General features: G+C 45.7%; 37 protein-coding genes. 33 read left to right on the top strand and 4 right to left on the bottom strand.

The features are described 5' to 3' along the window. The first annotated feature begins 1 nt into the window (after position 1). From rpsJ to C2740_RS00450, 32 genes are all read left to right on the top strand, one after another. A complete protein-coding gene (rpsJ, locus tag C2740_RS00295; RefSeq protein WP_011901899.1) occupies positions 2 to 313 on the top strand; it encodes a 30S ribosomal protein S10 in 312 nt (103 codons plus the stop codon). 197 nt (positions 314 to 510) lie between these two features. After that, entirely contained in the window at positions 511 to 1,167 is a 657-nt protein-coding gene (gene rplC / locus C2740_RS00300) for a 50S ribosomal protein L3 (RefSeq protein ID WP_215294244.1), read from the top strand. An 11-nt stretch (positions 1,168 to 1,178) separates the two neighbouring features. Continuing rightward, positions 1,179 to 1,799 carry a 50S ribosomal protein L4 gene (gene rplD / locus C2740_RS00305; protein WP_215293447.1) on the top strand — a complete coding sequence of 207 codons (621 nt, stop codon included), beginning with the start codon at positions 1,179 to 1,181 and terminating at the stop codon, positions 1,797 to 1,799. After that, on the top strand, positions 1,796 to 2,110 hold the full coding sequence (gene rplW, locus C2740_RS00310) for a 50S ribosomal protein L23 (RefSeq protein WP_071464440.1): 315 nt from the start codon (positions 1,796 to 1,798) through the stop codon (positions 2,108 to 2,110). The genes rplD and rplW overlap by 4 nt, the downstream gene beginning before the upstream one ends. A 2-nt stretch (positions 2,111 to 2,112) precedes the next feature. Continuing rightward, on the top strand, positions 2,113 to 2,943 hold the full coding sequence (gene rplB / locus C2740_RS00315) for a 50S ribosomal protein L2 (RefSeq protein ID WP_215293448.1): 831 nt from the start codon (positions 2,113 to 2,115) through the stop codon (positions 2,941 to 2,943). A 20-nt stretch (positions 2,944 to 2,963) separates the two neighbouring features. Continuing rightward, complete coding sequence (gene rpsS / locus C2740_RS00320) at positions 2,964 to 3,242, top strand: 30S ribosomal protein S19 (RefSeq protein ID WP_088525610.1); 279 nt, start codon at positions 2,964 to 2,966, stop codon at positions 3,240 to 3,242. Between the two features lie 7 nt (positions 3,243 to 3,249). Continuing rightward, a complete protein-coding gene (gene rplV, locus C2740_RS00325) occupies positions 3,250 to 3,582 on the top strand; it encodes a 50S ribosomal protein L22 (RefSeq protein WP_215294245.1) in 333 nt (110 codons plus the stop codon). 8 nt (positions 3,583 to 3,590) lie between these two features. Beyond that, a complete protein-coding gene (gene rpsC / locus C2740_RS00330) occupies positions 3,591 to 4,418 on the top strand; it encodes a 30S ribosomal protein S3 (RefSeq protein WP_215293449.1) in 828 nt (275 codons plus the stop codon). Between the two features lie 2 nt (positions 4,419 to 4,420). Continuing rightward, the gene (gene rplP, locus C2740_RS00335) at positions 4,421 to 4,834 is read left to right on the top strand and encodes a 50S ribosomal protein L16 (protein ID WP_071464443.1); all 414 of its coding nucleotides are present in this window, start codon (positions 4,421 to 4,423) and stop codon (positions 4,832 to 4,834) included. Positions 4,835 to 4,848: 14 nt separating this feature from the next. After that, entirely contained in the window at positions 4,849 to 5,043 is a 195-nt protein-coding gene (gene rpmC / locus C2740_RS00340; protein WP_215293450.1) for a 50S ribosomal protein L29, read from the top strand. 12 nt (positions 5,044 to 5,055) lie between these two features. Beyond that, positions 5,056 to 5,325 carry a 30S ribosomal protein S17 gene (rpsQ, locus tag C2740_RS00345; RefSeq protein WP_215293451.1) on the top strand — a complete coding sequence of 90 codons (270 nt, stop codon included), beginning with the start codon at positions 5,056 to 5,058 and terminating at the stop codon, positions 5,323 to 5,325. A 183-nt stretch (positions 5,326 to 5,508) separates the two neighbouring features. Then, entirely contained in the window at positions 5,509 to 5,877 is a 369-nt protein-coding gene (gene rplN, locus C2740_RS00350; protein WP_011901910.1) for a 50S ribosomal protein L14, read from the top strand. 9 nt (positions 5,878 to 5,886) lie between these two features. Next, on the top strand, positions 5,887 to 6,195 hold the full coding sequence (gene rplX, locus C2740_RS00355) for a 50S ribosomal protein L24 (protein ID WP_011901911.1): 309 nt from the start codon (positions 5,887 to 5,889) through the stop codon (positions 6,193 to 6,195). Between the two features lie 16 nt (positions 6,196 to 6,211). Further along, positions 6,212 to 6,754: a 50S ribosomal protein L5 gene (gene rplE, locus C2740_RS00360; RefSeq protein ID WP_215293452.1), complete on the top strand. Its 543-nt coding sequence runs from the start codon at positions 6,212 to 6,214 to the stop codon at positions 6,752 to 6,754. Positions 6,755 to 6,763: 9 nt separating this feature from the next. Further along, positions 6,764 to 7,069: a 30S ribosomal protein S14 gene (gene rpsN / locus C2740_RS00365; protein ID WP_011901913.1), complete on the top strand. Its 306-nt coding sequence runs from the start codon at positions 6,764 to 6,766 to the stop codon at positions 7,067 to 7,069. Between the two features lie 24 nt (positions 7,070 to 7,093). Continuing rightward, positions 7,094 to 7,489 carry a 30S ribosomal protein S8 gene (rpsH, locus tag C2740_RS00370; RefSeq protein ID WP_068947700.1) on the top strand — a complete coding sequence of 132 codons (396 nt, stop codon included), beginning with the start codon at positions 7,094 to 7,096 and terminating at the stop codon, positions 7,487 to 7,489. A 10-nt stretch (positions 7,490 to 7,499) separates the two neighbouring features. Next, entirely contained in the window at positions 7,500 to 8,033 is a 534-nt protein-coding gene (gene rplF, locus C2740_RS00375; protein ID WP_215293453.1) for a 50S ribosomal protein L6, read from the top strand. Between the two features lie 13 nt (positions 8,034 to 8,046). After that, entirely contained in the window at positions 8,047 to 8,400 is a 354-nt protein-coding gene (rplR, locus tag C2740_RS00380; protein WP_215293454.1) for a 50S ribosomal protein L18, read from the top strand. 18 nt (positions 8,401 to 8,418) lie between these two features. Beyond that, complete coding sequence (gene rpsE, locus C2740_RS00385) at positions 8,419 to 8,937, top strand: 30S ribosomal protein S5 (protein WP_011901917.1); 519 nt, start codon at positions 8,419 to 8,421, stop codon at positions 8,935 to 8,937. Between the two features lie 24 nt (positions 8,938 to 8,961). Next, positions 8,962 to 9,150 carry a 50S ribosomal protein L30 gene (gene rpmD / locus C2740_RS00390; protein ID WP_215293455.1) on the top strand — a complete coding sequence of 63 codons (189 nt, stop codon included), beginning with the start codon at positions 8,962 to 8,964 and terminating at the stop codon, positions 9,148 to 9,150. A gap of 24 nt (positions 9,151 to 9,174) precedes the next feature. Then, positions 9,175 to 9,615 (top strand): 50S ribosomal protein L15, encoded by a 441-nt coding sequence (gene rplO, locus C2740_RS00395; protein WP_215293456.1) that lies wholly within the window; start codon positions 9,175 to 9,177, stop codon positions 9,613 to 9,615. 17 nt (positions 9,616 to 9,632) lie between these two features. After that, complete coding sequence (gene secY / locus C2740_RS00400; protein WP_215293457.1) at positions 9,633 to 10,967, top strand: preprotein translocase subunit SecY; 1,335 nt, start codon at positions 9,633 to 9,635, stop codon at positions 10,965 to 10,967. Positions 10,968 to 10,971: 4 nt separating this feature from the next. Continuing rightward, complete coding sequence (gene infA / locus C2740_RS00405) at positions 10,972 to 11,190, top strand: translation initiation factor IF-1 (RefSeq protein ID WP_112202623.1); 219 nt, start codon at positions 10,972 to 10,974, stop codon at positions 11,188 to 11,190. 34 nt (positions 11,191 to 11,224) lie between these two features. Then, positions 11,225 to 11,341, top strand: a complete 117-nt coding sequence (rpmJ, locus tag C2740_RS00410) for a 50S ribosomal protein L36 (RefSeq protein ID WP_012357167.1) — start codon at positions 11,225 to 11,227, stop codon at positions 11,339 to 11,341. Positions 11,342 to 11,365: 24 nt separating this feature from the next. Beyond that, entirely contained in the window at positions 11,366 to 11,731 is a 366-nt protein-coding gene (rpsM, locus tag C2740_RS00415) for a 30S ribosomal protein S13 (protein ID WP_071464450.1), read from the top strand. Positions 11,732 to 11,749: 18 nt separating this feature from the next. Continuing rightward, positions 11,750 to 12,157, top strand: coding sequence for a 30S ribosomal protein S11 (gene rpsK / locus C2740_RS00420; protein ID WP_088525623.1), 408 nt, complete (start codon positions 11,750 to 11,752; stop codon positions 12,155 to 12,157). A gap of 117 nt (positions 12,158 to 12,274) precedes the next feature. After that, entirely contained in the window at positions 12,275 to 12,898 is a 624-nt protein-coding gene (rpsD, locus tag C2740_RS00425; protein ID WP_215293458.1) for a 30S ribosomal protein S4, read from the top strand. Between the two features lie 23 nt (positions 12,899 to 12,921). Beyond that, positions 12,922 to 13,902, top strand: coding sequence for a DNA-directed RNA polymerase subunit alpha (gene rpoA / locus C2740_RS00430; RefSeq protein ID WP_011901925.1), 981 nt, complete (start codon positions 12,922 to 12,924; stop codon positions 13,900 to 13,902). Positions 13,903 to 13,918: 16 nt separating this feature from the next. After that, the gene (gene rplQ, locus C2740_RS00435) at positions 13,919 to 14,311 is read left to right on the top strand and encodes a 50S ribosomal protein L17 (RefSeq protein ID WP_215293459.1); all 393 of its coding nucleotides are present in this window, start codon (positions 13,919 to 13,921) and stop codon (positions 14,309 to 14,311) included. A 68-nt stretch (positions 14,312 to 14,379) separates the two neighbouring features. Continuing rightward, a complete protein-coding gene (gene cutA / locus C2740_RS00440; protein ID WP_215293460.1) occupies positions 14,380 to 14,727 on the top strand; it encodes a divalent-cation tolerance protein CutA in 348 nt (115 codons plus the stop codon). Further along, positions 14,727 to 16,400, top strand: coding sequence for a protein-disulfide reductase DsbD (dsbD, locus tag C2740_RS00445; RefSeq protein WP_215293461.1), 1,674 nt, complete (start codon positions 14,727 to 14,729; stop codon positions 16,398 to 16,400). The genes cutA and dsbD overlap by 1 nt, the downstream gene beginning before the upstream one ends. 5 nt (positions 16,401 to 16,405) lie before the next feature. Next, positions 16,406 to 16,900: an MOSC domain-containing protein gene (locus tag C2740_RS00450; RefSeq protein ID WP_251369649.1), complete on the top strand. Its 495-nt coding sequence runs from the start codon at positions 16,406 to 16,408 to the stop codon at positions 16,898 to 16,900. Here C2740_RS00450 and hemB read toward each other — a convergent pair. Both hemB and yihA read right to left on the bottom strand, forming a co-directional pair. Next, the gene (gene hemB, locus C2740_RS00455) at positions 16,889 to 17,908 is read right to left on the bottom strand and encodes a porphobilinogen synthase (RefSeq protein ID WP_215294247.1); all 1,020 of its coding nucleotides are present in this window, start codon (positions 17,906 to 17,908) and stop codon (positions 16,889 to 16,891) included. The genes C2740_RS00450 and hemB overlap by 12 nt on opposite strands. Continuing rightward, entirely contained in the window at positions 17,892 to 18,557 is a 666-nt protein-coding gene (gene yihA / locus C2740_RS00460) for a ribosome biogenesis GTP-binding protein YihA/YsxC (RefSeq protein ID WP_215293462.1), read from the bottom strand. The genes hemB and yihA overlap by 17 nt, the downstream gene beginning before the upstream one ends. 115 nt (positions 18,558 to 18,672) lie before the next feature. Here yihA and C2740_RS00465 point away from each other — a divergent pair, with 115 nt between their 5' ends. Then, a complete protein-coding gene (locus C2740_RS00465) occupies positions 18,673 to 19,398 on the top strand; it encodes a cytochrome c (RefSeq protein ID WP_215293463.1) in 726 nt (241 codons plus the stop codon). Between the two features lie 69 nt (positions 19,399 to 19,467). On the opposite strand, the gene lysA is transcribed toward C2740_RS00465, so the two are convergent. Beyond that, positions 19,468 to 20,766 (bottom strand): diaminopimelate decarboxylase, encoded by a 1,299-nt coding sequence (gene lysA / locus C2740_RS00470; RefSeq protein ID WP_215293464.1) that lies wholly within the window; start codon positions 20,764 to 20,766, stop codon positions 19,468 to 19,470. Then, entirely contained in the window at positions 20,766 to 20,957 is a 192-nt protein-coding gene (locus C2740_RS00475; protein ID WP_215293465.1) for a lipoprotein, read from the bottom strand. The genes lysA and C2740_RS00475 overlap by 1 nt, the downstream gene beginning before the upstream one ends. Positions 20,958 to 20,987 lie beyond the last annotated feature (30 nt).

A 20,987-nucleotide genomic window follows, 5' to 3' on the forward strand; every position in this document is an offset into this window, starting at 1 on the left:
TATGCAAAACCAAAAAATTCGTATTCGCCTCAAAGCATTTGATTACCGTTTGATCGACCAATCTGCGGCTGAAATCGTTGATACAGCTAAGCGTACTGGTGCGGTTGTTAAGGGTCCAGTACCTTTGCCAACGCGTATTGAGCGTTTTGATATCTTGCGTTCACCACACGTGAACAAGACATCTCGTGATCAATTAGAGATCCGTACCCATCTTCGTTTGATGGATATTGTTGATCCTACAGAGAAAACTGTAGATGCTTTGATGAAATTAGACCTCCCTGCAGGTGTGGATGTCGAAATTAAGTTGCAATAATTTGTTGTTTCCAGTCTTTTTGCTTGTCAAGACAGGGTTTTCGGGATAGAATCAAAGGCTTCGCTCAATTAATTGGGTGAATTTTTAGGCTTTATCAGCATTGAAAACGTTGTAAGTTATTGATTTAGAAGTACTTTTACTTGTAAATCACTTAAATTAATTTTGCCGACCAATCGAAGTCGGCGTGGAGCATGAATATGAGCTTAGGCTTAATCGGCCGCAAGGTCGGCATGACCCGTCTATTTACGGACGAAGGGGATTCAATCCCTGTAACCGTAATTGACGTGAGCGATAACAGAGTCGCTCAAATCAAGACCCAGGCAACTGATGGCTATGATGCTATCCAGTTGGCACATGGCACACGTAGAGCAACTCGTGTTACCAAAGCAATGGCTGGTCACTTCGCTAAAGCAGGAGTGATGGCTGGTAACGGTCTTAATGAATTCAAACTAGATGCAGCAAAAATTGCAGAAATGACACCAGGACAAGTTATTCCTGCTGAAGCTGCTTTCGCTGCTGGCCAAAAAGTCGATGTGCAAGGCGTTTCTATTGGTAAAGGTTATGCCGGTACCATCAAGCGTTATCACTTCGCTTCTGGTCGCGCATCCCACGGTAACTCACGCTCACATAACGTACCAGGCTCTATTGGTATGGCGCAAGATCCGGGTCGTGTTTTTCCAGGTAAGCGCATGACTGGCCACCTTGGTGACGTTACCAAAACAGTTCAAAATTTAGTCATCGCACGCATTGATGCAGAACGTAATCTCATCATGGTTAAAGGCGCTATACCAGGCGCCCCGGGCGGTAAAGTTATTGTTACTCCAGCGGTGAAGACACCGTTGAAGAAGAAATAAGGAGAGCGAATATGGAACTTAAGCTTCTCCAAGACAACGGTACTTTAGGTGCAGGCGTACAAGCCTCGCCAGAAGTATTCGAGCGCGAATATAACGAAGCATTGGTACACCAAGTGGTAGTGGCATACCAAGCAAATGCACGTAGTGGAAACCGTGCACAAAAAGACCGTGAGCAAGTTAAGCACACAACCAAGAAGCCTTGGCGTCAAAAGGGCACTGGTCGTGCACGTGCTGGTATGAGTTCTTCCCCGCTATGGCGTGGAGGTGGTCGTATATTCCCGAATTCCCCAGAAGAGAATTTCAGCCAAAAAGTAAACAAGAAAATGTACCGCGCTGGTATGAGATCGATTTTGTCTCAGTTAGCTCGCGAAGGTCGCTTGAATGTTGTTGATCAATTTAATCTTGACGCTCCAAAGACTAAAGTTTTAGCTGACAAAGTTAAGGCAATGGGCTTGGATTCAGTTTTGATCATCGTTGATCAGGTTAGCGAGAATTTGTTCTTGGCATCACGCAATTTGCATAAGGTTGCTGTATGTGAGCCACAGCATGCTGATCCATTAGCTTTGGTTCAATACAAAAAAGTATTGGTTAGCAAAGCTGCGATCGCAAAAATTGAGGAGTTGCTGAAATGAGCCAAGTCCGTAAAAACGATCACAATCTAATGAAGGTTCTGCTTGGACCGGTTATCTCTGAAAAAGCAACTATGGTTGCAGAGAAAAACGAACAAGTAGTGTTCCAAGTAGCTCGCGATGCTAACAAGCTCGATGTAAAACAAGCAGTTGAATTGCTCTTTAAAGTGCAAGTTGACTCAGTTCAAATCGTGAATCAAAAGGGTAAGCCTAAGCGCTATGGCCGTTTTGAAGGTCGTCGTGACCACACTAAGAAGGCCTATGTGAATTTGAAGCCAGGTCAAGAAATTAACTTTGAAGCGGAGGCGAATTAATCATGCCTTTGATGAAGACAAAACCGACCTCACCAGGTCGTCGCTCAATGGTCAAGGTGGTCAATCCTGACCTGCATAAAGGTAAACCTTTTGCAGCGTTAGTAGAGCCACAGTTTCAAAAAGCGGGTCGTAACAATAATGGCCACATCACTACCCGTCATAAAGGTGGTGGTCATAAGCATCACTATCGTGTTGTTGATTTCAAACGTAACGACAAAGATGGCATTCCAGCTAAAGTAGAACGCTTGGAATACGATCCAAACCGCAGTGCAAATATTGCATTGATCGTGTTTGTGGATGGTGAGCGTCGCTACATTCCGGCTGCTAAAGGCATGACTGTTGGCCAAGCCATCATGAATGGTTCCGAAGCACCGATCAAATCTGGTAATAACTTGCCTATTCGCAATATTCCAGTTGGTAGCACTATTCACTGTGTTGAATTATTGCCAGGAAAAGGTGCGCAAGTTGCTCGTTCCGCCGGTGGTTCAGCAGTGTTGTTAGCTCGTGAAGGTGTATACGCTCAAGTGCGTTTGCGCTCCGGTGAAGTTCGCCGTGTTCTGATCGAGTGCCGCGCTACTATTGGTGAAGTTGGTAACGAAGAGCATAGCTTGCGCGTGATTGGTAAAGCTGGTGCAAACCGCTGGCGTGGTATCCGCCCAACCGTTCGCGGTGTGGCAATGAACCCAGTAGATCACCCACACGGTGGTGGCGAAGGTAAGACTGGCGAAGGCCGCGTACCTGTATCTCCATGGGGAACTCCAACCAAAGGTTATCGTACACGTCGCAATAAGCGTACAACATCGATGATCGTTCAACGCCGTCAAAAGCGCTAAGCGATTAAGGAAAAATAGATATGACACGTTCAGCTAAAAAAGGCCCATTTTGCGAAGCCAGCTTGGTAAATAAAGTTGAAGTCGCACAAGCCAACAAAGACAAGAAGCCGATCAAAACTTGGTCACGCCGTTCAACAATTCTTCCAGACTTTATCGGTCTGACAATTGCTGTACACAACGGTCGTCAACACGTTCCGGTTTATGTATCAGAAAACATGGTGGGTCATAAGTTAGGCGAGTTTGCCTTGACCCGTACTTTCAAAGGTCACGCTGCTGACAAGAAAGTTGTGAAGAAGTAAGGGGATGATGATGGAAGTTAAAGCTACTCACAAGAGCGCCCGCATTTCAGCGCAAAAGACACGTTTGGTCGCCGACCAAATTCGTGGTTTGCCGATTGCACGCGCATTAAACATTTTGAATTTCAGCCCCAAGAAAGCTGCCTTCATTGTGAAAAAAGTAGTTGAATCAGCGATTGCAAATGCTGAACACAATAAAGGTGCCGACATTGATGAGCTCAAGGTATCGGCGGTAATCGTTGATAAAGGTACATCCTTGAAGCGTTTCACTGCGCGCGCTAAGGGCCGTGGCAATCAAATCGAAAAACAAACTTGTCACATTAGCGTGACCTTGAGTAACTAAGGAAAGATATGGGACAAAAGATAAACCCAACCGGATTCCGACTCGCGGTAACGAAGAATTGGACATCACGTTGGTATGCAAACAATACTGATTTTGCAAAGATGCTGAAAGAGGACGTTGATGTCCGCATCTATCTGAAGAAGAAGTTGAAGAATGCATCTGTTAGCAAAGTAGTGATCGAGCGTCCTGCTAAGAATGCACGCATCACTATCTATAGCTCACGTCCAGGCGTTGTAATCGGTAAAAAAGGCGAAGATATTGAAGTTCTCCGTCGTGAATTACAAAAGCGCATGGGTGTTCCAGTTCACGTCAATATTGAAGAAATTCGTAAGCCAGAAGTTGATGCGCAATTGATTGCTGACTCTATTACTCAACAGTTAGAGAAGCGCATCATGTTCCGTCGTGCAATGAAGCGTGCAATGCAAAGTGCAATGCGTCTTGGCGCGCAAGGCATCAAGATCATGTCATCCGGTCGTTTAAACGGCGCAGAAATTGCTCGTCGCGAATGGTACCGCGAAGGTCGTGTTCCACTTCATACATTGAAGGCGGACATTGACTACGCAACATCAGAAGCTGAAACAACCTACGGCATCATCGGCGTAAAGGTTTGGGTTTACAAAGGCGATACATTGGGTCGTGGTGCAGAAGCTCAAGTAGCTGCTCCATCTACAGAACCAGCTGCCGAAGAAAAGAAAACTCGTCGTGCTCCAAGCAAAACAGCTGCTCGTAAACCAGCTGCTGGCACTGACAAGCCATTAGTTGCTGCTAAACCAGCAGTAAAGCGTGTGCGTAAGGTCGAAGCACCTGCCGCAGATACGCAGAAGTCAGGAGAGTAAGCATGCTACAACCAAAGCGTCGTAAGTATCGTAAGGAACAAAAAGGCCGTAACACTGGCGTGGCAACACGCGGTAGCTCTGTAGCCTTTGGTGACTTTGGATTGAAGGCCGTTGGCCGTGGTCGTTTAACTGCTCGTCAAATCGAGTCGGCACGACGCGCAATGACCCGTCATATTAAACGTGGTGGTCGTATCTGGATTCGTATTTTCCCAGATAAGCCAATTTCACAAAAACCTGCTGAAGTACGTATGGGTAACGGTAAAGGTAACCCAGAGTACTACGTAGCTGAAATTCAACCAGGCAAAGTGCTTTACGAGATGGATGGTGTGGATGAAACTTTGGCGCGCGAAGCTTTCAAGCTTGCTGCCGCTAAATTACCTTTGCAGACCACTTTCGTGATTCGCCACTTAGGTTGATCGGGATAGAGATTATGAAAAATAAAGAATTAGCAGCTAAAGATCTGACTGGCTTGAACGCAGAATTGACAGAGCTCTTAAAGACTAACTTTAAGCTCCGCATGCAAAAAGGCACTCAGCAACTCACTAATACCAGCCAATTGGGTAAGACTAAACGCGACATCGCTCGTGTAAAGACTTTTATCACCCAAAAGACTACACAGAAATAAGGAAAAAGGGCTATGACAGAATTATCTAAACCCTTACGCCGCACCCTTGTGGGCCGCGTTGTTAGCGACAAAATGCAAAAAACTGTGACGGTGTTAGTTGAGCGTCAAGTTAAGCATCCAGTGATTGGTAAGTATGTTGGCCAGTCCAAAAAGTACCATGCTCATGACGAAGCTGGCACATACAAGATGGGTGATACCGTTGAAATTGCTGAATCTAAGCCAATTTCACGTACTAAATCTTGGGTTGTGACCCGTTTAGTTGAGGGTTCAAAGGGTATTTAAGGTATTTTTTAGGGGATTTGTGAAGATTCTTCCCAAATCCCTGATTTACGTAGTAGAATAGAAGGCTTCTCTGGTTTTATTGGAGAATCAGTGTTTTTCATTAATTCCGGGTTTTAACTTTCGTTAAAGCCCATAGACGGAACCAAGACTGTTTGCCTTTGGCCAATAAGTTGGGGATTAGAAATGATACAAACCGAAAGTAGATTGCAGGTCGCCGATAACACAGGCGCCAGTGAAGTTTTGTGCATCAAGGTATTGGGCGGCTCTAAGCGTCGTTACGCCAGTATCGGTGATGTCATCAAAGTCAGCGTTAAGTCAGCTGCTCCACGTGGCCGTGTAAAAAAAGGCGATATTTATAACGCTGTTGTAGTGAGAACAGCTAAGGGTGTTCGCCGTCCAGACGGTTCATTGATTAAGTTCGATGCAAACGCTGCGGTATTGCTCAACGCTAAGTTAGAGCCAATTGGCACACGTATCTTCGGACCAGTGACACGCGAATTGCGTACTGAGAAGTTCATGAAGATCGTTTCTCTCGCCCCCGAAGTGATTTAAGAGGCTGATATGAAAAAGATTCGTAAAGGTGATTCCGTAGTTTTGTTGACTGGCCGCGATAAAGGCAAGCAAGGAACTGTAACGGCCGTTCTCGAGAACAAATTAGTGATCGAAGGCGTAAATATTTATAAAAAGAGCGTTAAGCCAAACCCAGCTGCAGGTGTAACCGGCGGCATGATTGACAAGACTATGCCTGTTCACATTTCTAATGTGGCTGTGGTTGACGGTAACGGCAAACCATCACGTGTTGGTATCAAACTCGTTGACGGTAAAAAGCAGCGTTTCCTCAAAACCACTGGCGCAACTTTAAGCGCATAAGGGGCACGGAGAAATTATGAGCACACGTTTCCAAGAACACTACCAAGAAAAAGTTGTTGCTGATTTGATTGCCAAGTTTGGTTACAAGTCGGTAATGGAAGTTCCACGTATCACCAAGGTTACCCTGAACATGGGCTTGGGCGATGCGGTGAATGACAAGAAAATTATCGAAAATGCAGTGGGTGATTTAACTAAAGTTGCGGGCCAAAAGCCAGTAGTAACTAAAGCTAAAAAAGCGATTGCTGGATTCAAAATTCGTCAAGGCTACCCAATCGGTGCCATGGTGACATTGCGTGGTTCACGCATGTACGAATTCTTGGATCGTTTCGTTACTGTTGCATTGCCACGCGTACGTGACTTCCGCGGTATCTCTGGCAAAGCATTTGATGGCCGTGGTAACTACAACATTGGCGTTAAAGAACAGATCATTTTCCCTGAAATCGAATACGACAAAATTGATGCCCTCCGTGGCCTCAACATCAGTATTACGACGACTGCTAAAACCGACGAAGAAGCAAAAGCTTTGTTGGCAGCATTCAAATTCCCTTTCCGCAATTAAGAGGCTAACGTGGCAAAACTATCCCTAATTGAGCGCGAGAATAAGCGCGCTAAAACTGTAGAGAAGTACGCTGTAAAGCGTGCCGAACTGAAAGCAATCATTGCTGATCAATCACGCAGCGATGAAGAGCGCTACGAAGCTCGCTTGAAACTACAGGCACTTCCACGTAACGCAAGCCCGATTCGTCAAAGAAATCGTTGTTCATTAACCGGTCGCCCACGTGGCACATTCCGTAAGTTCGGTTTGGCTCGTAGCAAGATTCGTGAAATCGCCTTCCGCGGCGAAATCCCCGGTTTAACCAAGGCCAGCTGGTAAGCGGCGAAAGAATTAGGAGAACTCATGAGTATCAGCGATCCAATCGCCGACATGTTGACCAGGATCCGCAATGCGCAAGCAGTGCAGAAACCACTAGTCACAATGCCGTCGTCAAAAGTTAAAGTAGCCATCGCAAAAGTTTTGCAAGATGAAGGCTATATCGAAAGTTTTGAAATCAAAGGCGAAGCAGCTAAGCCAGTGCTCCACATTGATCTCAAATACTATGCAGGCCGTCCTGTTATCGAGCGTATTGACCGTGTATCGACGCCAAGTTTACGTATCTATAAAGGCCGTCATGACATTCCAGAAGTAATGAATGGCTTGGGCATTGCAATTATTTCAACCCCTCAAGGCGTAATGACAGACCGTAAAGCACGTGCAACAGGCGTGGGCGGCGAAGTTATTTGCTACGTAGCTTAAGGAGCGAAATATGTCCCGCGTAGGTAAATCACCAATTACAGTTCCTAAAGGCGCTGAAATCAATATCAATGGTGCAAACGTGACTGTTAAAGGCCCATTGGGTACTTTGACGCATAACTTGCACCCTTCTGTTGGTTTGAAACAAGCAGATGGCGTATTGACAGTTGTTTTGAATAACGACTCACCAGAAGCTGGTGCACAGTCAGGTACAGCCCGTGCTTTGGTAAACAACATGGTTGTCGGCGTAACTACTGGCTTTGAGCGCAAGCTCAGCCTGGTAGGCGTTGGCTATCGTGCTGCAGCTCAAGGTGAAACATTGAAATTGCAGTTGGGTTTCTCACACGACATTATTTACAACCTTCCAAAGGGTGTAAAGGCGGAGACTCCATCGCAAACCGAAATCATTATTAAAGGTTCCAACAAGCAGCAAGTTGGCCAGGTCGCAGCCGAAGTTCGCGCATACCGTTCACCAGAGCCATACAAAGGCAAGGGTGTTCGCTACGTGGATGAGGTTGTGCATCTGAAAGAAACTAAGAAGAAGTAAGCGAGATTAGAAAATGAATAAAGACGAATCCAGACAAAGACGCGCTCGGCAGACTCGTATTCGCATTGCCGAAGCATTGGCAAATCGCTTAACAGTTATCCGTAGCAACACACACATTTCTGCACAGGTATATAGCCCATGCGGAACCAAAGTTGTAGCAGCCGCTTCAACAATGGAAAAAGAATTGCGCCAAGCGATCAAAAACGGCGGCAACGCTGAAGCGGCAAAACAAATCGGCAAATTAGTTGCTGAGCGTGCTGTTAAAGCAGGCATTGTTGATGTTGCATTTGATCGTTCCGGTCATCGTTACCACGGCCGTATTAAGGCCTTAGCTGAAGCTGCGCGTGAAGCCGGCCTGAAGTTCTAATAAGGTTTAGGAAAAAACATGGCAAAAATGCAAACTAAGATGCAAAACGAAGAGCGTGATGATGGTCTTCGCGAGAAGATGATCGCTGTTAACCGTGTAACTAAGGTGGTTAAGGGTGGTCGTATTCTCGGCTTCGCTGCACTCACTGTTGTTGGCGATGGCGATGGCCGCATCGGCATGGGTAAAGGCAAATCAAAAGAAGTTCCAGTTGCTGTTCAAAAAGCAATGGATGAAGCTCGTCGCAAGATGATCAAAGTAACTTTGCGCAAAGGTACTTTGCAGCACACTGTTACTGGTCAACATGGCGCGTCACGCGTTTTGATTTCACCAGCTAAAGACGGTACTGGAATTATTGCTGGCGGCCCAATGCGCGCAATTTTCGACGTAATGGGTGTAACTAACGTGGTTGCTAAGTCACTTGGCTCTACAAACCCGTACAACTTGGTTCGTGCAACCATTGATGGTTTGAGCAAGATGAGTACTCCTGCTGAGATTGCTGCGAAGCGCGGTAAGTCAGTTGAAGAGATTCTCGGCTAAGACCAAAAGATTAGGAATCTACAAATGACAACATCTAACTCCAAAGTCAAACTGCAATTAGTACGCAGCTTGATCGGTACACGCGAAAGCCACCGTGCAACTGTACGAGGCTTAGGCCTTCGTCGTATCAATTCAGTTTCTGAATTGGAAGACACTCCAGCTGTTCGCGGCATGATTAATAAAGTTTCTTATCTAGTTAAAGTTGTTAGCTAACTAGCAAGCAAATAGGCAAATATTATGGAACTCAATACACTTAAGCCCGCAGAGGGCTCCAAGAAAAACCGTCGTCGCGTAGGTCGCGGCATTGGTTCTGGTCTTGGCAAAACTGCTGGCCGTGGTCACAAAGGTCAAAAATCCCGTTCCGGCGGCTTCCACAAGGTTGGATTCGAGGGCGGTCAGATGCCAATGTACCGTCGTTTGCCAAAACGCGGTTTCGTATCTTTGACACGTCGTCACGTTGGTCAAATTACATTGAACGACCTAGCAAAAATCAATTTGCCAGAGGTGGACTTATTGGTTTTGAAAGCACATGGTTTTGCTGGCGAGCAAATCAATGCTGTTAAGGTTGTTAAGACAGGTGAACTCAAGATTGCCGTAACCCTTAAGGGCATTACAGCGACTGCTGGTGCAAAAGCAGCTATCGAAGCAGCTGGCGGCAAATTGCTTGAAGCGGCTTAATCGATCTTTTATTTAATATGGCTTTAGCACCTACCAATAACACAGGCACTGCAGCAGGAGGCAAGTTTGGCGAATTACGTCAACGCTTGATTTTCTTGGTGTTGGCTTTGCTCGTGTTCCGTTTAGGTGCACATATTCCAGTTCCTGGTATCGATCCAGACCAACTGGCACAATTATTTGCTGGCCAAAAAGACGGCATCTTGGGAATGTTTAACTTGTTCTCAGGCGGCGCGTTATCTCGCTTTACTGTATTTGCCCTGGGAATCATGCCCTATATTTCTGCATCGATCATCATGCAGTTGATGACTATCGTTGTGCCTTCATTAGAGTCTTTGAAAAAAGAAGGTCAAGCGGGTCAACGTAAGATTACTCAGTACACCCGTTATGGCACAGTATTTTTAGCAACTTTCCAGGCACTGGGAATCTCCGTTGCTTTGCAAGCTCAGCCAGGCTTAGTAGTAAATCCAGGTTTGATGTTTGAACTCAATACCGTAGTGACTTTGGTCACTGGCACGATGTTCTTGATGTGGCTAGGTGAACAAATCACTGAGCGCGGTTTAGGTAACGGCATCTCCATCATCATTTTTGGCGGTATCGTTTCCGGCTTGCCGAATGCATTGGCAAGCTTATTAGAGCTAGTTCGTACTGGTTCGATGAATATCATTTCTGCATTGCTGATTGTTGTAATTTGCGTAGCAGTAACTTATTTTGTAGTATTTGTAGAGCGTGGTCAGCGCCGTATCTTGGTGAACTACGCTAAGCGTCAGGTTGGCAATAAGATTTATGGCGGCCAGTCTTCTTATTTCCCATTGAAGCTAAATATGGCAGGTGTTATTCCCCCAATTTTTGCTTCATCCATTATTTTGTTCCCTGCAACGATTGCTGGTTGGTTCACATCAGGCGAACCAGGCAATATCGTCAGCAGAATCATTAAGGACTTGGCGGCAACCTTAGCTCCAGGTCAGCCTGTGTACACCATTTTGTACGCAGCAGCGATTATTTTCTTCTGTTTCTTCTATACCGCTTTGGTGTTTAACAGCCGCGAGACTGCTGAGAATTTGAAGAAGAGTGGTGCATTCGTTCCAGGTATTCGCCCGGGTGATCAAACAGCGCGCTATATCGACAAGATCTTGGTGCGTTTGACATTGGCTGGTGCGATTTACATGGTTTTGGTTTGTTTGCTACCAGAATTTTTAGTCTTGAAGTACAACGTGCCGTTCTATTTTGGCGGTACTTCATTGTTGATTATTGTTGTTGTTGCGATGGATTTTATGGCTCAAGTTCAGTCATTTGTGATGCAGCAGCAGTACGGTTCTTTGATGAAAAAAGCTAACTTTAAGATGGGCGCCTAACTGAATGTCTAAAGACGATGTAATTCAGATGGCGGGTGAGATTGTAGAAAATTTGCCGAATGCGATGTTTCGCGTGAAGCTAGAAAACGGACACGTGGTTCTTGGGCACATTTCTGGAAAGATGCGGATGCACTACATTCGCATTTTGCCGGGAGATAAGGTAACGGTGGAGATGACTCCTTACGACCTGACGCGCGCCAGAATCATATTCCGGGCGAAGTAAAGATTAAGTAGTACCTATTTTTAAGAGGTGAGTTATGAAAGTTTTAGCATCCGTTAAGTGTATTTGCAGAAATTGCAAGATCATTAAGCGCAAACGCGTTGTGCGCGTGATCTGTTCTTCAGACGCACGTCATAAGCAGCGTCAAGGCTGATCTGGTTAATTAAGAGGAAATCTCATGGCACGTATCGCTGGGGTAAACATCCCAAATCATCAACATACTGTTATCGGTTTAACAGCAATTTTTGGTATTGGCACAACTCGTGCTAACAAAATTTGTCAAACCACGGGTGTTGCAATCAATAAAAAAGTTAAAGATCTTACTGACGCTGACTTGGAAAAGTTACGTGATGAAGTAGGTAAGTTCATTACCGAAGGTGACCTTCGTCGTGAAGTAACTATGAGCATCAAGCGTTTGATGGACTTAGGTTGCTACCGTGGCGTACGCCATCGCAAGGGCTTGCCTGTACGTGGTCAACGTACTAAGACTAATGCGCGTACCCGTAAGGGCCCACGCAAGTCTGGCGTGCAACTGAAGAAATAATCAAGAAAGTTTATTGACATGGCAAAACAACAATCCGCTTCCGCCGCATCACAGCGCACTCGAAAGAAAGTTAAAAAGAACGTTGCTGACGGTATTGCACACGTTCACGCTTCTTTTAATAACACCATCATTACGATCACTGATCGTCAAGGAAATGCGCTTTCATGGGCAACTTCTGGCGGCCAGGGCTTCAAGGGCTCGCGTAAGTCAACACCTTTTGCTGCTCAGGTAGCTGCAGAAGTTGCTGGTAAAGCTGCAGTTGAATGCGGTATCAAGAATTTGGAAGTTCAGATCAAGGGCCCGGGCCCAGGTCGTGAATCAGCAGTTCGCGCTTTGAACTCTTTGGGCATCAAGATCACTGAGATTCAAGACGTCACTCCAGTTCCACACAATGGTTGCCGTCCTCCTAAGCGTCGTCGTATCTAAGCTAGGAAGTTGGCAGTACAAGTTTTAGTAGTTTTTTATTAAAAGCCCACTGTTCATCTGATTTAAAGGGTGAACTCACCGCCGGTCGCAAGACTGCGGCAAAGAAAGGAAAGCATCGTGGCACGTTACTTAGGGCCTAAGGCCAAATTAGCACGTCGGGAAGGTACCGACTTATTTTTAAAGAGCGCACGTCGCGCCCTGTCAGACAAGTGCAAGTTAGATACTAAGCCTGGTCAACATGGTCGTACATCTGGCTCAAGAACATCGGATTACGGCAATCAATTGCGTGAAAAGCAAAAGGTTAAGCGTATTTATGGCGTTTTAGAGCGTCAATTCCGCCGTTACTTCGCAGAAGCTGAGCGTCGTAAGGGCAACACTGGTGAAACATTGCTCCAGTTGCTTGAGTCACGTCTCGACAACGTGGTTTATCGCATGGGCTTTGGTTCAACCCGTGCTGAAGCGCGTCAGTTGGTTTCTCATTGTGCAATTTTGCTCAATGGTAGTCCAGTGAATATCCCATCTATTCAGGTTAAGCCTGGTGATGTTGTTGCAATTCGTGAAAAAGCGAAGAAGCAAGCGCGTATTACAGAATCATTGAATTTAGTTCAGCAAATGTCTGCAGTTACCTGGGTTTCAGTTGACGCAACTAAGCTGGAAGGAACATTTAAGCAAGTGCCCGACCGCGAAGATATCAGCGGCGAAATTAATGAAAGTTTGATCGTCGAATTGTATTCACGCTAATTAGGCACTCTCAAGGAAAAAATATGCAAACAAATTTGCTCAAGCCCAAAATTATTTCTGTTGAAGCGCTTACCGCCAACCAAGCTAAGGTTGTTATGGAGCCGTTCGAGCGTGGCTATGGCCACACACTCGGAAATGCATTACGTCGCGTACTCTTATCCTCAATGGTTGGTTACGCGCCAACTGAAGTAGCAATTGCAGGTGTTGTTCATGAGTACTCCACTTTGGATGGCGTTCAAGAGGATGTAGTAAACCTTTTATTGAACCTCAAAGGTATCGTATTTAAGTTGCAGTCACGTGATGAAGTCACGATCAATTTGCGTAAAGAAGGCCCAGGCGTCGTTACAGCAAAAGATATCGATCTTCCGCACGATGTAGAAATCATGAACCCTGACCACGTAATTGCTCACTTGTCTGCTGGTGGCAAGCTGGATATGCAGATCAAGGTTGAAAAAGGTCGTGGCTATGTGCCAGGTAACGTGCGTCAATACAACGATGAGACTACTAAGATTATTGGTCGTATTGTGTTGGATGCCTCATTTAGCCCAGTAAGCCGTGTTAGTTACGCTGTTGAATCTGCTCGTGTTGAGCAACGTACTGACCTTGATCGTCTCGTTATGACTATCGAAACCAATGGTGTGTTGTCACCTGAAGAAGCGATTCGTCAAGCAGCTAGTATCTTGGTAGATCAGTTGGTTGTATTCGCAGCTCTCGAAAGCAGTGAAGTTTCTGGTGATTTAGCACCAAGCCGCTCTTCAATGGTTGATCCTATGTTGATGCGTCCAGTAGATGACCTCGAGCTCACAGTTCGCTCTGCAAACTGCTTGAAGGCTGAGAACATCTATTACATCGGTGACTTGATTCAACGTACAGAGAATGAATTGTTGAAGACGCCTAATTTGGGTCGTAAGTCTTTGAATGAAATCAAAGACGTATTGGCTGCTCGTGGCTTAAGTCTTGGCATGAAACTCGAAAGCTGGCCTCCAGCTAACCTCGAGAAATAATTAGAAAGGAAGCATCATGCGTCACGGAAACGGCTTACGCAAACTAAACAGAACATCTTCACATCGCCTGGCGATGCTGCGCAATATGTCCAATTCTCTTTTGGAGCACGAAGTAATTAAAACCACTTTGCCAAAAGCAAAAGAATTGCGTATGGTTGTTGAGCCTTTAATTACCTTGGGTAAAAAAGACAACTTAGCAAACCGGCGCTTGGCATTTAACCGCACTCGTGATCGCGATATCGTGACCAAACTCTTTACAGAGCTCGGCCCACGTTATGCAACACGTCCAGGTGGCTACCTTCGTATTTTGAAGTTTGGCTTCCGTCATGGCGATAATGCGCCTATGGCTTTGGTTGAGTTGGTAGATCGCCCAGAAGTTGAAGAAACAGCAGCAACTGAAGAGGCTTAAGTCTCTAGCTTGCAAAAGAAAGCCAGGCTTCGGTCTGGCTTTTTTCATTTACGAGTTATAAAGATGGTATGCCTCAAGCTCTCTCAGTCAATTCTTATAAGCTATTAGTAGTTGTTACTAGTCTTCCAAATATGGAGGCAGCCACGGCTTTGGCTAAAGCCTTGGTTGAGACCCATCTCGCAGCCTGTGTCCAAATTAGCGAAGGGCTGTATTCGGTTTATCGGTGGGAAGGAAAGATTTGTGAAGAGCAAGAGGTGCTCTTGTCAGCCAAAACGGTATTGCATCAATGGGAAGAAATTTGTGCGTTTATTAAAGAAAGTCACCCGTATGATTTACCTGAGGTTTTGGCATTTTCACCAGAACAATATGAGCAACAGTATGGTCAGTGGGTCCGCTCTGAGGTAAATTCGAGGTAATGAGAGCTTACTTTTTTCTGGTGAAGATTTTTGCGCTACTAATTTTGCTTTCTGGGCAAGTATTTGCAGCACCCGATTTTTTGCCCCCAGAGAAAGCATTTCGGGTAGAAGCTTCTTGGTTAGAAAATGCTAATCAAATTGAGATCGAATTGATTCCTGCCAAGGGCTATTACATCTACCAAGAATCCCTTAAATTCCAGGCTGGTGCTCGGCCCGGAAACCTACATAATATAAGACCTGCATTACCGTCTGGTATTGAAAAGTTCGATGAAACTTTTCAGAAAAAATTGCAGATATACAAGCAGCCCTTTATGGCGCTATTGGATGTTAAGCCGATTACAGGTAAGCCTATCTATGCAGAGGTGACTCTGCAGGGATGCGCAGAAGCCGGCATTTGTTATCCACCCATGACCTTGAAGTTTTTATTAGCAGGGCCTGGTGTTAAGGCAGCGCCACTACCTGAAATATTGGATGGTGTAAAAGCTAGCGTTAATGCTTCAGTTGAATTTAGCTTGGCTGATTTATGGCGTGAACGAGACGATATTAATGCGATTAGTCGTTTTCTAGAAAGCACAGCTCCTGGGTATTTATTCCTAGCCTTTTTTGTATTGGGACTGGCCTTGGCATTTACGCCTTGCGTGTTACCAATGCTCCCGATTTTGTCGAGCGTAATCTTCGGTTCCCAAGGTGGCAAAACAATTTCTAAAGGACGCGCAAGCCTTTTGGCGCTCTCTTATGTTTTAGGTATGGCTATGGTCTATGCATTAGCGGGAACCTTAATGGCGGCACTTGGAGGTAGCGTACAAAGGGCCTTGCAAAGCCCGGTTGCATTAGCTGCCTTTGCCCTATTGCTGCTATCTCTCTCAGGCAGTCTATTCGGCCTCTATCAGCTTCGCTTGCCAAGCTCATGGCATCACCATGTCGATAAGTTGGCGGGTCGTCAAAGGGGGGGTAGCGTGCTTGGAGCCTTTGCCTTGGGCGGAATCTCCACCTTGGTTGCTAGCCCCTGTATTACAGCTCCCTTAGCGGGTGTTTTAGCCTTTATCGCCCAAACAGGGTCTATGAGCCTAGGGGCTGGATTGCTATTTGTCATGGCCTTAGGAATGGGACTGCCACTTCTTTTTATTGCGATTGAAGCGCGCATTTTGATTCCGTCGACCGGCATTTGGATGATATGGCTACAGCGCACCTTGGGCGTTTTACTTGTGGCTACTGCTGCTTGGATCGCATCTCCTTTGATCCAAAAAAATGAGCCTGCTGGGTCTGTAAAAACAGTGAATGGACAAAAAATCCATCAAGTCGGCGACTTGTCTTTTGTAGTAATTTATTCGCTAGCAGAGTTGGATGCACAGCTAATCAAAGCTAAGCAAGATCACAAATTAGTCTTGCTCGATTTCTATGCGGATTGGTGCATCAGCTGTAAGGAGATGGAGGTAAATACTTTTGCTAATCCAGAAGTCAGCGAGACATTAAAACAATTTGTTTTGCTGCAAGCTGATGTGACTGCAAATAGCCAAGAAAATCAAGCACTGCTAAAGCGCTATGGGCTGTTTGGGCCGCCAGGTATTCTGATCTTTAATCTAAATTCGCAAGAGCAGGCGGATCAACGCGTGATTGGCTATATGCCACCTCAGCGTTTTATTGAGCGCTTGCAAAAATTACTGCGGAAATAATGACGATGTTTAAAATACACTCGATTTATATTGCTTCCCAGGCTGGTCATCTCATGAGTAAAAGGGATAGCGCAAGGCTTACCGCTGGAGTTGGTATTGAGGGAGATAGATATGCTCTGGGTATTGGCGCATTCTCAGGCTCAATCCCGGCAAAGATCAGAGATATCTCTCTTATCGCACTTACAGGTATTGAATCTGCTAACGAAGAGTTAGTAGCGAGTGGATTAAAAACATATCTTTCAAGTGAAGCAAGAAGAAATATCGTTATAGAGGGCATCAGCCCAGAAGATCTCAATCAGTTAGTTGGGAAAGAATTTTTTCTGGGCTCAATTAGGCTAAGAGCTACAGAGTTATGCGTTCCTTGCGAGCGCCCGGCAAGCCTAAGTGGGAAGCCCAATTTTATTTCTGCCTTTAAAAATAGAGGCGGTATTAGGGCTCAAGTTTTAGACTCTGGTGAAATCAGAGTTGGCGATCAATTCAAGGATGTTTTACTTGCTTGACTGAATGAGTCTTGCCGCTTCAAGTGCGAAGTAAGTGAGAATACCATCAGCACCTGCACGTTTAAATGCTAGCAATGACTCCATCATGACGGCATCGTGATCGAGCCAACCATTTTGTGCGGCTGCTTTAAGCATGGCATATTCACCGCTTACTTGATAAGCATAAGTGGGGTAATTAAACTCTTCCCTAACTCTGCGCACGATGTCTAAATAGGGCATACCTGGCTTGACCATGACCATATCAGCACCTTCGCTAATATCCAGAGCAATCTCCCGTAAAGCCTCGTCGCTATTAGCACAATCCATTTGATAGGTTTTTTTATCAGCCTTGCCTAGGTTCTTTGCTGAACCTACTGCATCTCTAAAGGGGCCATAAAACGCAGAGGCGTATTTGGCTGAATAAGCCATGATGCGCGTATGAATCAATTGCTTTTGTTCGAGCGCTTCACGAATTTTTCCAATGCGTCCATCCATCATGTCTGATGGTGCAACGATATCGACGCCGGCCTCAGCCTGAGTAATCGCTTGCTGAACCAATATTACAGTCGTCTCATCATTGAGGATGCGACCTTGATCATCAAGCACCCCATCTTGACCATGGCTTGTGTACGGGTCAAGCGCAACGTCTGTCATGATGCCTAAATTGGGGAAGCGTTTTTTGAGTTCGCGGACTGCAGCAGGAATGAGTCCTTTAGGATTAGAGGCTTCTTTGCCGTCTGGAGTTTTTAATGCTGCATTAATGACTGGAAATAATGCTAATACAGGAATCCCTAGATCCACGCACTCTTGCGCAACTGGAAAGAGTAAATCTAGGGACATGCGACTCACGCCAGGCATTGAGGCAACACTTTCTGATTTGCCTTCGCCTTCGAGCAAGAAAACAGGGTAAATCAGATCGCTTGCTGAAACAGAATTCTCTTGCATGAGGCGACGTGACCACTCATCACGACGCATGCGGCGAGGGCGATGCCCCGGAAAATTAAGCAACGAGTTAGCTGGTGATGTCATCTTCATGAGTTTCTGCTTCAAATAGCCATTTAATAATTAAATTATCTGCCTCTTCAAGGCCAATACGTTTTGTACTTGAAAATAATTGTGCCGTAAGTTGCTTGGAGTCGCCCGTGCCATCAGGTAATGCTGGATCATATTGCTGCAGTTGCTTCTTAACAGCCTCAAGAGCGTGTTTGCATTCGCTTTTATTCAATTTGTCGCATTTACTCAGCAAAATGTGGATTGGCTTGCCAGTTGGCACAAACCACTGAATCATTTGCTCATCTAGGTCGGTAATCCCGCGCCGGGCATCCACAATCAGGACCATGCCGACCAATTGTTCCCGCTCTTGCAAATAGTCGCTTAGAAGGCTATTCCAGTGGTATTTGGTTTCATGGTTAACAGCGGCATAGCCGTAGCCTGGCAAGTCCACCAAATAGGCTAAAAGGTCATCTTTAGCGAAAAGGCCAAAATAGTTGATATGTTGGGTGCGACCAGGCGTTTTACTGGCAAAAGCGAGCCTTTTCTGATTGCAAAGGACGTTAATAGCACTGGATTTGCCAGCATTTGAGCGGCCAGCAAAGGCTGCCTCACGCAGGGGCGTGGCAGGCAGACAATGGGTGTCATTGACTGTGGTGGCAAATCGGGCTTGAAAGAGTTTAGACATGTCCTGAAGCTATTGTAAAATCACGCAAAATCATGAAATATCTCATGGTGTTGGGTAAAAAGGTTGTAAATGCAGGGCCCAAACACTTTTAGGAATTTTTGCCAAGGTAAACATAATGCGTCAAAGCTCCCAAATCTCCAAATTAACTGGCTTACGTGCTGGTTTTGCGGTTCTTTCTATTTTCGCTCTGATTGGTATTTCTGGGGCTGCCATTGCTTCTGATGCCGCTCCAATGGCTCCAGCAGTTGAAGCCAAGGCTGCAGTGCCAGGCAAACCAAAGGCTGATCCGGCTGCTGGTGAGGCTCTTTACTCCAATGGAGACGCGACCCGTGGTGTAACCGCTTGTATTACTTGCCATGGCCCGAAAGGCCAAAGCGCAGTTAGTACATGGCCTAAGTTATCTGCGCAACACGCCGCATATACCACTAAGCAATTGAAGAATTTTAAAGAAGGCACTCGTGCTAACCCAATCATGATGGGTATGGCTGCAACATTGACAGAACAAGATATGCAAAACATTTCTGCCTTCTTGTCTAAGCAAGTGATCTCACAAGGCGTTGCACAAAACAAAGAAACGATTGAGCTGGGTCAAAGTATTTACCGCGGTGGTATTGCTGCCAAGGGCGTTCCAGCTTGTGCTGCTTGCCATAGCCCTACAGGCGCTGGTATTCCTGCTCAATACCCATTGTTAGGTGGCCAATGGGCTGATTACACAAATGCACAGCTGCTTGCGTTCCGTGAAGGCGTTCGTAAAAATAGTAGCCAAATGACAACGATTGCGACCAAACTTTCTGATAAAGAAATGAAAGCTGTTGCCGACTACATCGCTGGCTTGCATTAACAAATTCTGAGTTTCAATAAAAAGCCCGCTCATGAAGCGGGCTTTTTATTTGCTTCTACTTTTCGGAAATTAGTTTGGCAGCATTGTTTCGCTTGAAAACAGGTCTGATGTTTTTTCACGGGCACGAATGACATAAGCACTTTTGCCATCAACCATAATCTCTGCTGGTTTTGGGCGAGTGTTGTAGTTCGATGCCATCACAAAACCATAAGCGCCAGCAGAAAGAATTGCTAGAAGATCACCCTCCTCCACTGCAAGTTTGCGATCTCTACCAAGCCAATCACCAGATTCACAGACAGGCCCAACAACATCGTAGGTCAAGCTCTTAGCCTCTTTGGTTTCAACAGGAACAATGCCATGATGCGCTTCATATAAGGCTGGGCGCATCAGTTCAGTCATGGCAGCATCAACAATGCAGAAGTTTTTCTCGAGACCAGGTTTGAGGTACTCAACAGTGGTGAGCAGTACGCCGGCATTGCCTACCAAGGATCTGCCTGGCTCAAGAACAACATCTAGATGAGCAAAACCTCTATCTGCTACATGGTTCAAAAGAGTATTGGTGAACTCAGTAATGTCAGGAGGTATTTCATCGCCATAGGAGATTCCGAGGCCGCCACCCAGATCAAGATGATGAATCACAATGCCTTCTTTCTTGAGGATCTCGACTAAATCTAAGACTTTATCTAAGGCGTCTAGGTAGGGCGCGGTCGTGGTAATTTGGGAGCCAATATGGCAGTCAATTCCAACCACATCAATCTGTGAGAGTTGGCTAGCTTCACGATAAGTTTTTAAAACCTCGTGATAGGCAATGCCAAATTTATTTCCTTTTAAGCCGGTAGAAATGTAAGGGTGTGTTTGCGCATCGACATCTGGATTAACGCGCAAAGAAATTGGAGCGCGGCAGTTCAATTTGCTTGCGACACGATTGATATTGTGAAGCTCGGCAATGGATTCCACATTGATACACTTCACTCCAACCTGAAGCGCAGAGGCGATTTCAACAGCAGATTTACCAACGCCGGCGAATACGAGACTTCTAGGATCGGCGCCAATCGCGAGAGCACGAGCTAATTCACCACCACTCACTAAGTCAAATCCCGCACCGAGTTTTTTGAAGCAATCAATCACCGCCAAATTACTATTGGCTTTCATGGCGTAATGCACGCGTGCACGGCGCTTGCCATTGCTATCAATGCAAGCCTTGTCATAGGCCTGGTAGGCCTCAGTCAGCGCCTTTTTGCTGTAGATATAAAGCGGCGTACCAAATTCTTTTGCTAAGTCTGCAAGCGGAATTTCTTCGGCATACCAATGACCTTCACGCTCAGTAAATCCAGATAATTTGGGAAGTGGAATTGCCTTACTTGTCATTACTTGGCCGATGATGAATTGCTGGTATCAGCAGGAGTTTGTGGTGGATAGAGCTTGCCTTTTGGTTCCGGCTCCGTTGGGGCTGGCGGCACATTTGGCACATTTGGAATAAATAGAGGACCCCTAACCCCACATCCAGCAAGGGCTATTAGGAGGGCAATACAGAGGGCTCTATTGAGAATCGCTATCATGAATGTCTCTAAAACGAATGATTGAATATA

It is taken from the genome of Polynucleobacter sp. MG-5-Ahmo-C2 (assembly GCF_018687735.1).
GTDB lineage: Bacteria > Pseudomonadota > Gammaproteobacteria > Burkholderiales > Burkholderiaceae > Polynucleobacter.

Bases quoted from the DNA above. Each gene is read 5' to 3' on its own strand.
- rpsJ (WP_011901899.1), top strand. From the start codon at position 2: ATGCAAAACCAAAAAATTCGTATTCGCCTCAAAGCATTTGATTACCGT.
- rplC (WP_215294244.1), top strand. From the start codon at position 511: ATGAGCTTAGGCTTAATCGGCCGCAAGGTCGGCATGACCCGTCTATTT.
- rplD (WP_215293447.1), top strand. From the start codon at position 1,179: ATGGAACTTAAGCTTCTCCAAGACAACGGTACTTTAGGTGCAGGCGTA.
- rplW (WP_071464440.1), top strand. From the start codon at position 1,796: ATGAGCCAAGTCCGTAAAAACGATCACAATCTAATGAAGGTTCTGCTT.
- rplB (WP_215293448.1), top strand. From the start codon at position 2,113: ATGCCTTTGATGAAGACAAAACCGACCTCACCAGGTCGTCGCTCAATG.
- rpsS (WP_088525610.1), top strand. From the start codon at position 2,964: ATGACACGTTCAGCTAAAAAAGGCCCATTTTGCGAAGCCAGCTTGGTA.
- rplV (WP_215294245.1), top strand. From the start codon at position 3,250: ATGATGGAAGTTAAAGCTACTCACAAGAGCGCCCGCATTTCAGCGCAA.
- rpsC (WP_215293449.1), top strand. From the start codon at position 3,591: ATGGGACAAAAGATAAACCCAACCGGATTCCGACTCGCGGTAACGAAG.
- rplP (WP_071464443.1), top strand. From the start codon at position 4,421: ATGCTACAACCAAAGCGTCGTAAGTATCGTAAGGAACAAAAAGGCCGT.
- rpmC (WP_215293450.1), top strand. From the start codon at position 4,849: ATGAAAAATAAAGAATTAGCAGCTAAAGATCTGACTGGCTTGAACGCA.
- rpsQ (WP_215293451.1), top strand. From the start codon at position 5,056: ATGACAGAATTATCTAAACCCTTACGCCGCACCCTTGTGGGCCGCGTT.
- rplN (WP_011901910.1), top strand. From the start codon at position 5,509: ATGATACAAACCGAAAGTAGATTGCAGGTCGCCGATAACACAGGCGCC.
- rplX (WP_011901911.1), top strand. From the start codon at position 5,887: ATGAAAAAGATTCGTAAAGGTGATTCCGTAGTTTTGTTGACTGGCCGC.
- rplE (WP_215293452.1), top strand. From the start codon at position 6,212: ATGAGCACACGTTTCCAAGAACACTACCAAGAAAAAGTTGTTGCTGAT.
- rpsH (WP_068947700.1), top strand. From the start codon at position 7,094: ATGAGTATCAGCGATCCAATCGCCGACATGTTGACCAGGATCCGCAAT.
- rplF (WP_215293453.1), top strand. From the start codon at position 7,500: ATGTCCCGCGTAGGTAAATCACCAATTACAGTTCCTAAAGGCGCTGAA.
- rplR (WP_215293454.1), top strand. From the start codon at position 8,047: ATGAATAAAGACGAATCCAGACAAAGACGCGCTCGGCAGACTCGTATT.
- rpsE (WP_011901917.1), top strand. From the start codon at position 8,419: ATGGCAAAAATGCAAACTAAGATGCAAAACGAAGAGCGTGATGATGGT.
- rpmD (WP_215293455.1), top strand. From the start codon at position 8,962: ATGACAACATCTAACTCCAAAGTCAAACTGCAATTAGTACGCAGCTTG.
- rplO (WP_215293456.1), top strand. From the start codon at position 9,175: ATGGAACTCAATACACTTAAGCCCGCAGAGGGCTCCAAGAAAAACCGT.
- secY (WP_215293457.1), top strand. From the start codon at position 9,633: ATGGCTTTAGCACCTACCAATAACACAGGCACTGCAGCAGGAGGCAAG.
- infA (WP_112202623.1), top strand. From the start codon at position 10,972: ATGTCTAAAGACGATGTAATTCAGATGGCGGGTGAGATTGTAGAAAAT.
- rpmJ (WP_012357167.1), top strand. From the start codon at position 11,225: ATGAAAGTTTTAGCATCCGTTAAGTGTATTTGCAGAAATTGCAAGATC.
- rpsM (WP_071464450.1), top strand. From the start codon at position 11,366: ATGGCACGTATCGCTGGGGTAAACATCCCAAATCATCAACATACTGTT.
- rpsK (WP_088525623.1), top strand. From the start codon at position 11,750: ATGGCAAAACAACAATCCGCTTCCGCCGCATCACAGCGCACTCGAAAG.
- rpoA (WP_011901925.1), top strand. From the start codon at position 12,922: ATGCAAACAAATTTGCTCAAGCCCAAAATTATTTCTGTTGAAGCGCTT.
- rplQ (WP_215293459.1), top strand. From the start codon at position 13,919: ATGCGTCACGGAAACGGCTTACGCAAACTAAACAGAACATCTTCACAT.
- cutA (WP_215293460.1), top strand. From the start codon at position 14,380: ATGCCTCAAGCTCTCTCAGTCAATTCTTATAAGCTATTAGTAGTTGTT.
- dsbD (WP_215293461.1), top strand. From the start codon at position 14,727: ATGAGAGCTTACTTTTTTCTGGTGAAGATTTTTGCGCTACTAATTTTG.
- C2740_RS00450 (WP_251369649.1), top strand. From the start codon at position 16,406: ATGTTTAAAATACACTCGATTTATATTGCTTCCCAGGCTGGTCATCTC.
- hemB (WP_215294247.1), bottom strand. From the start codon at position 17,908: ATGACATCACCAGCTAACTCGTTGCTTAATTTTCCGGGGCATCGCCCT.
- yihA (WP_215293462.1), bottom strand. From the start codon at position 18,557: ATGTCTAAACTCTTTCAAGCCCGATTTGCCACCACAGTCAATGACACC.
- C2740_RS00465 (WP_215293463.1), top strand. From the start codon at position 18,673: ATGCGTCAAAGCTCCCAAATCTCCAAATTAACTGGCTTACGTGCTGGT.
- lysA (WP_215293464.1), bottom strand. From the start codon at position 20,766: ATGACAAGTAAGGCAATTCCACTTCCCAAATTATCTGGATTTACTGAG.
- C2740_RS00475 (WP_215293465.1), bottom strand. From the start codon at position 20,957: ATGATAGCGATTCTCAATAGAGCCCTCTGTATTGCCCTCCTAATAGCC.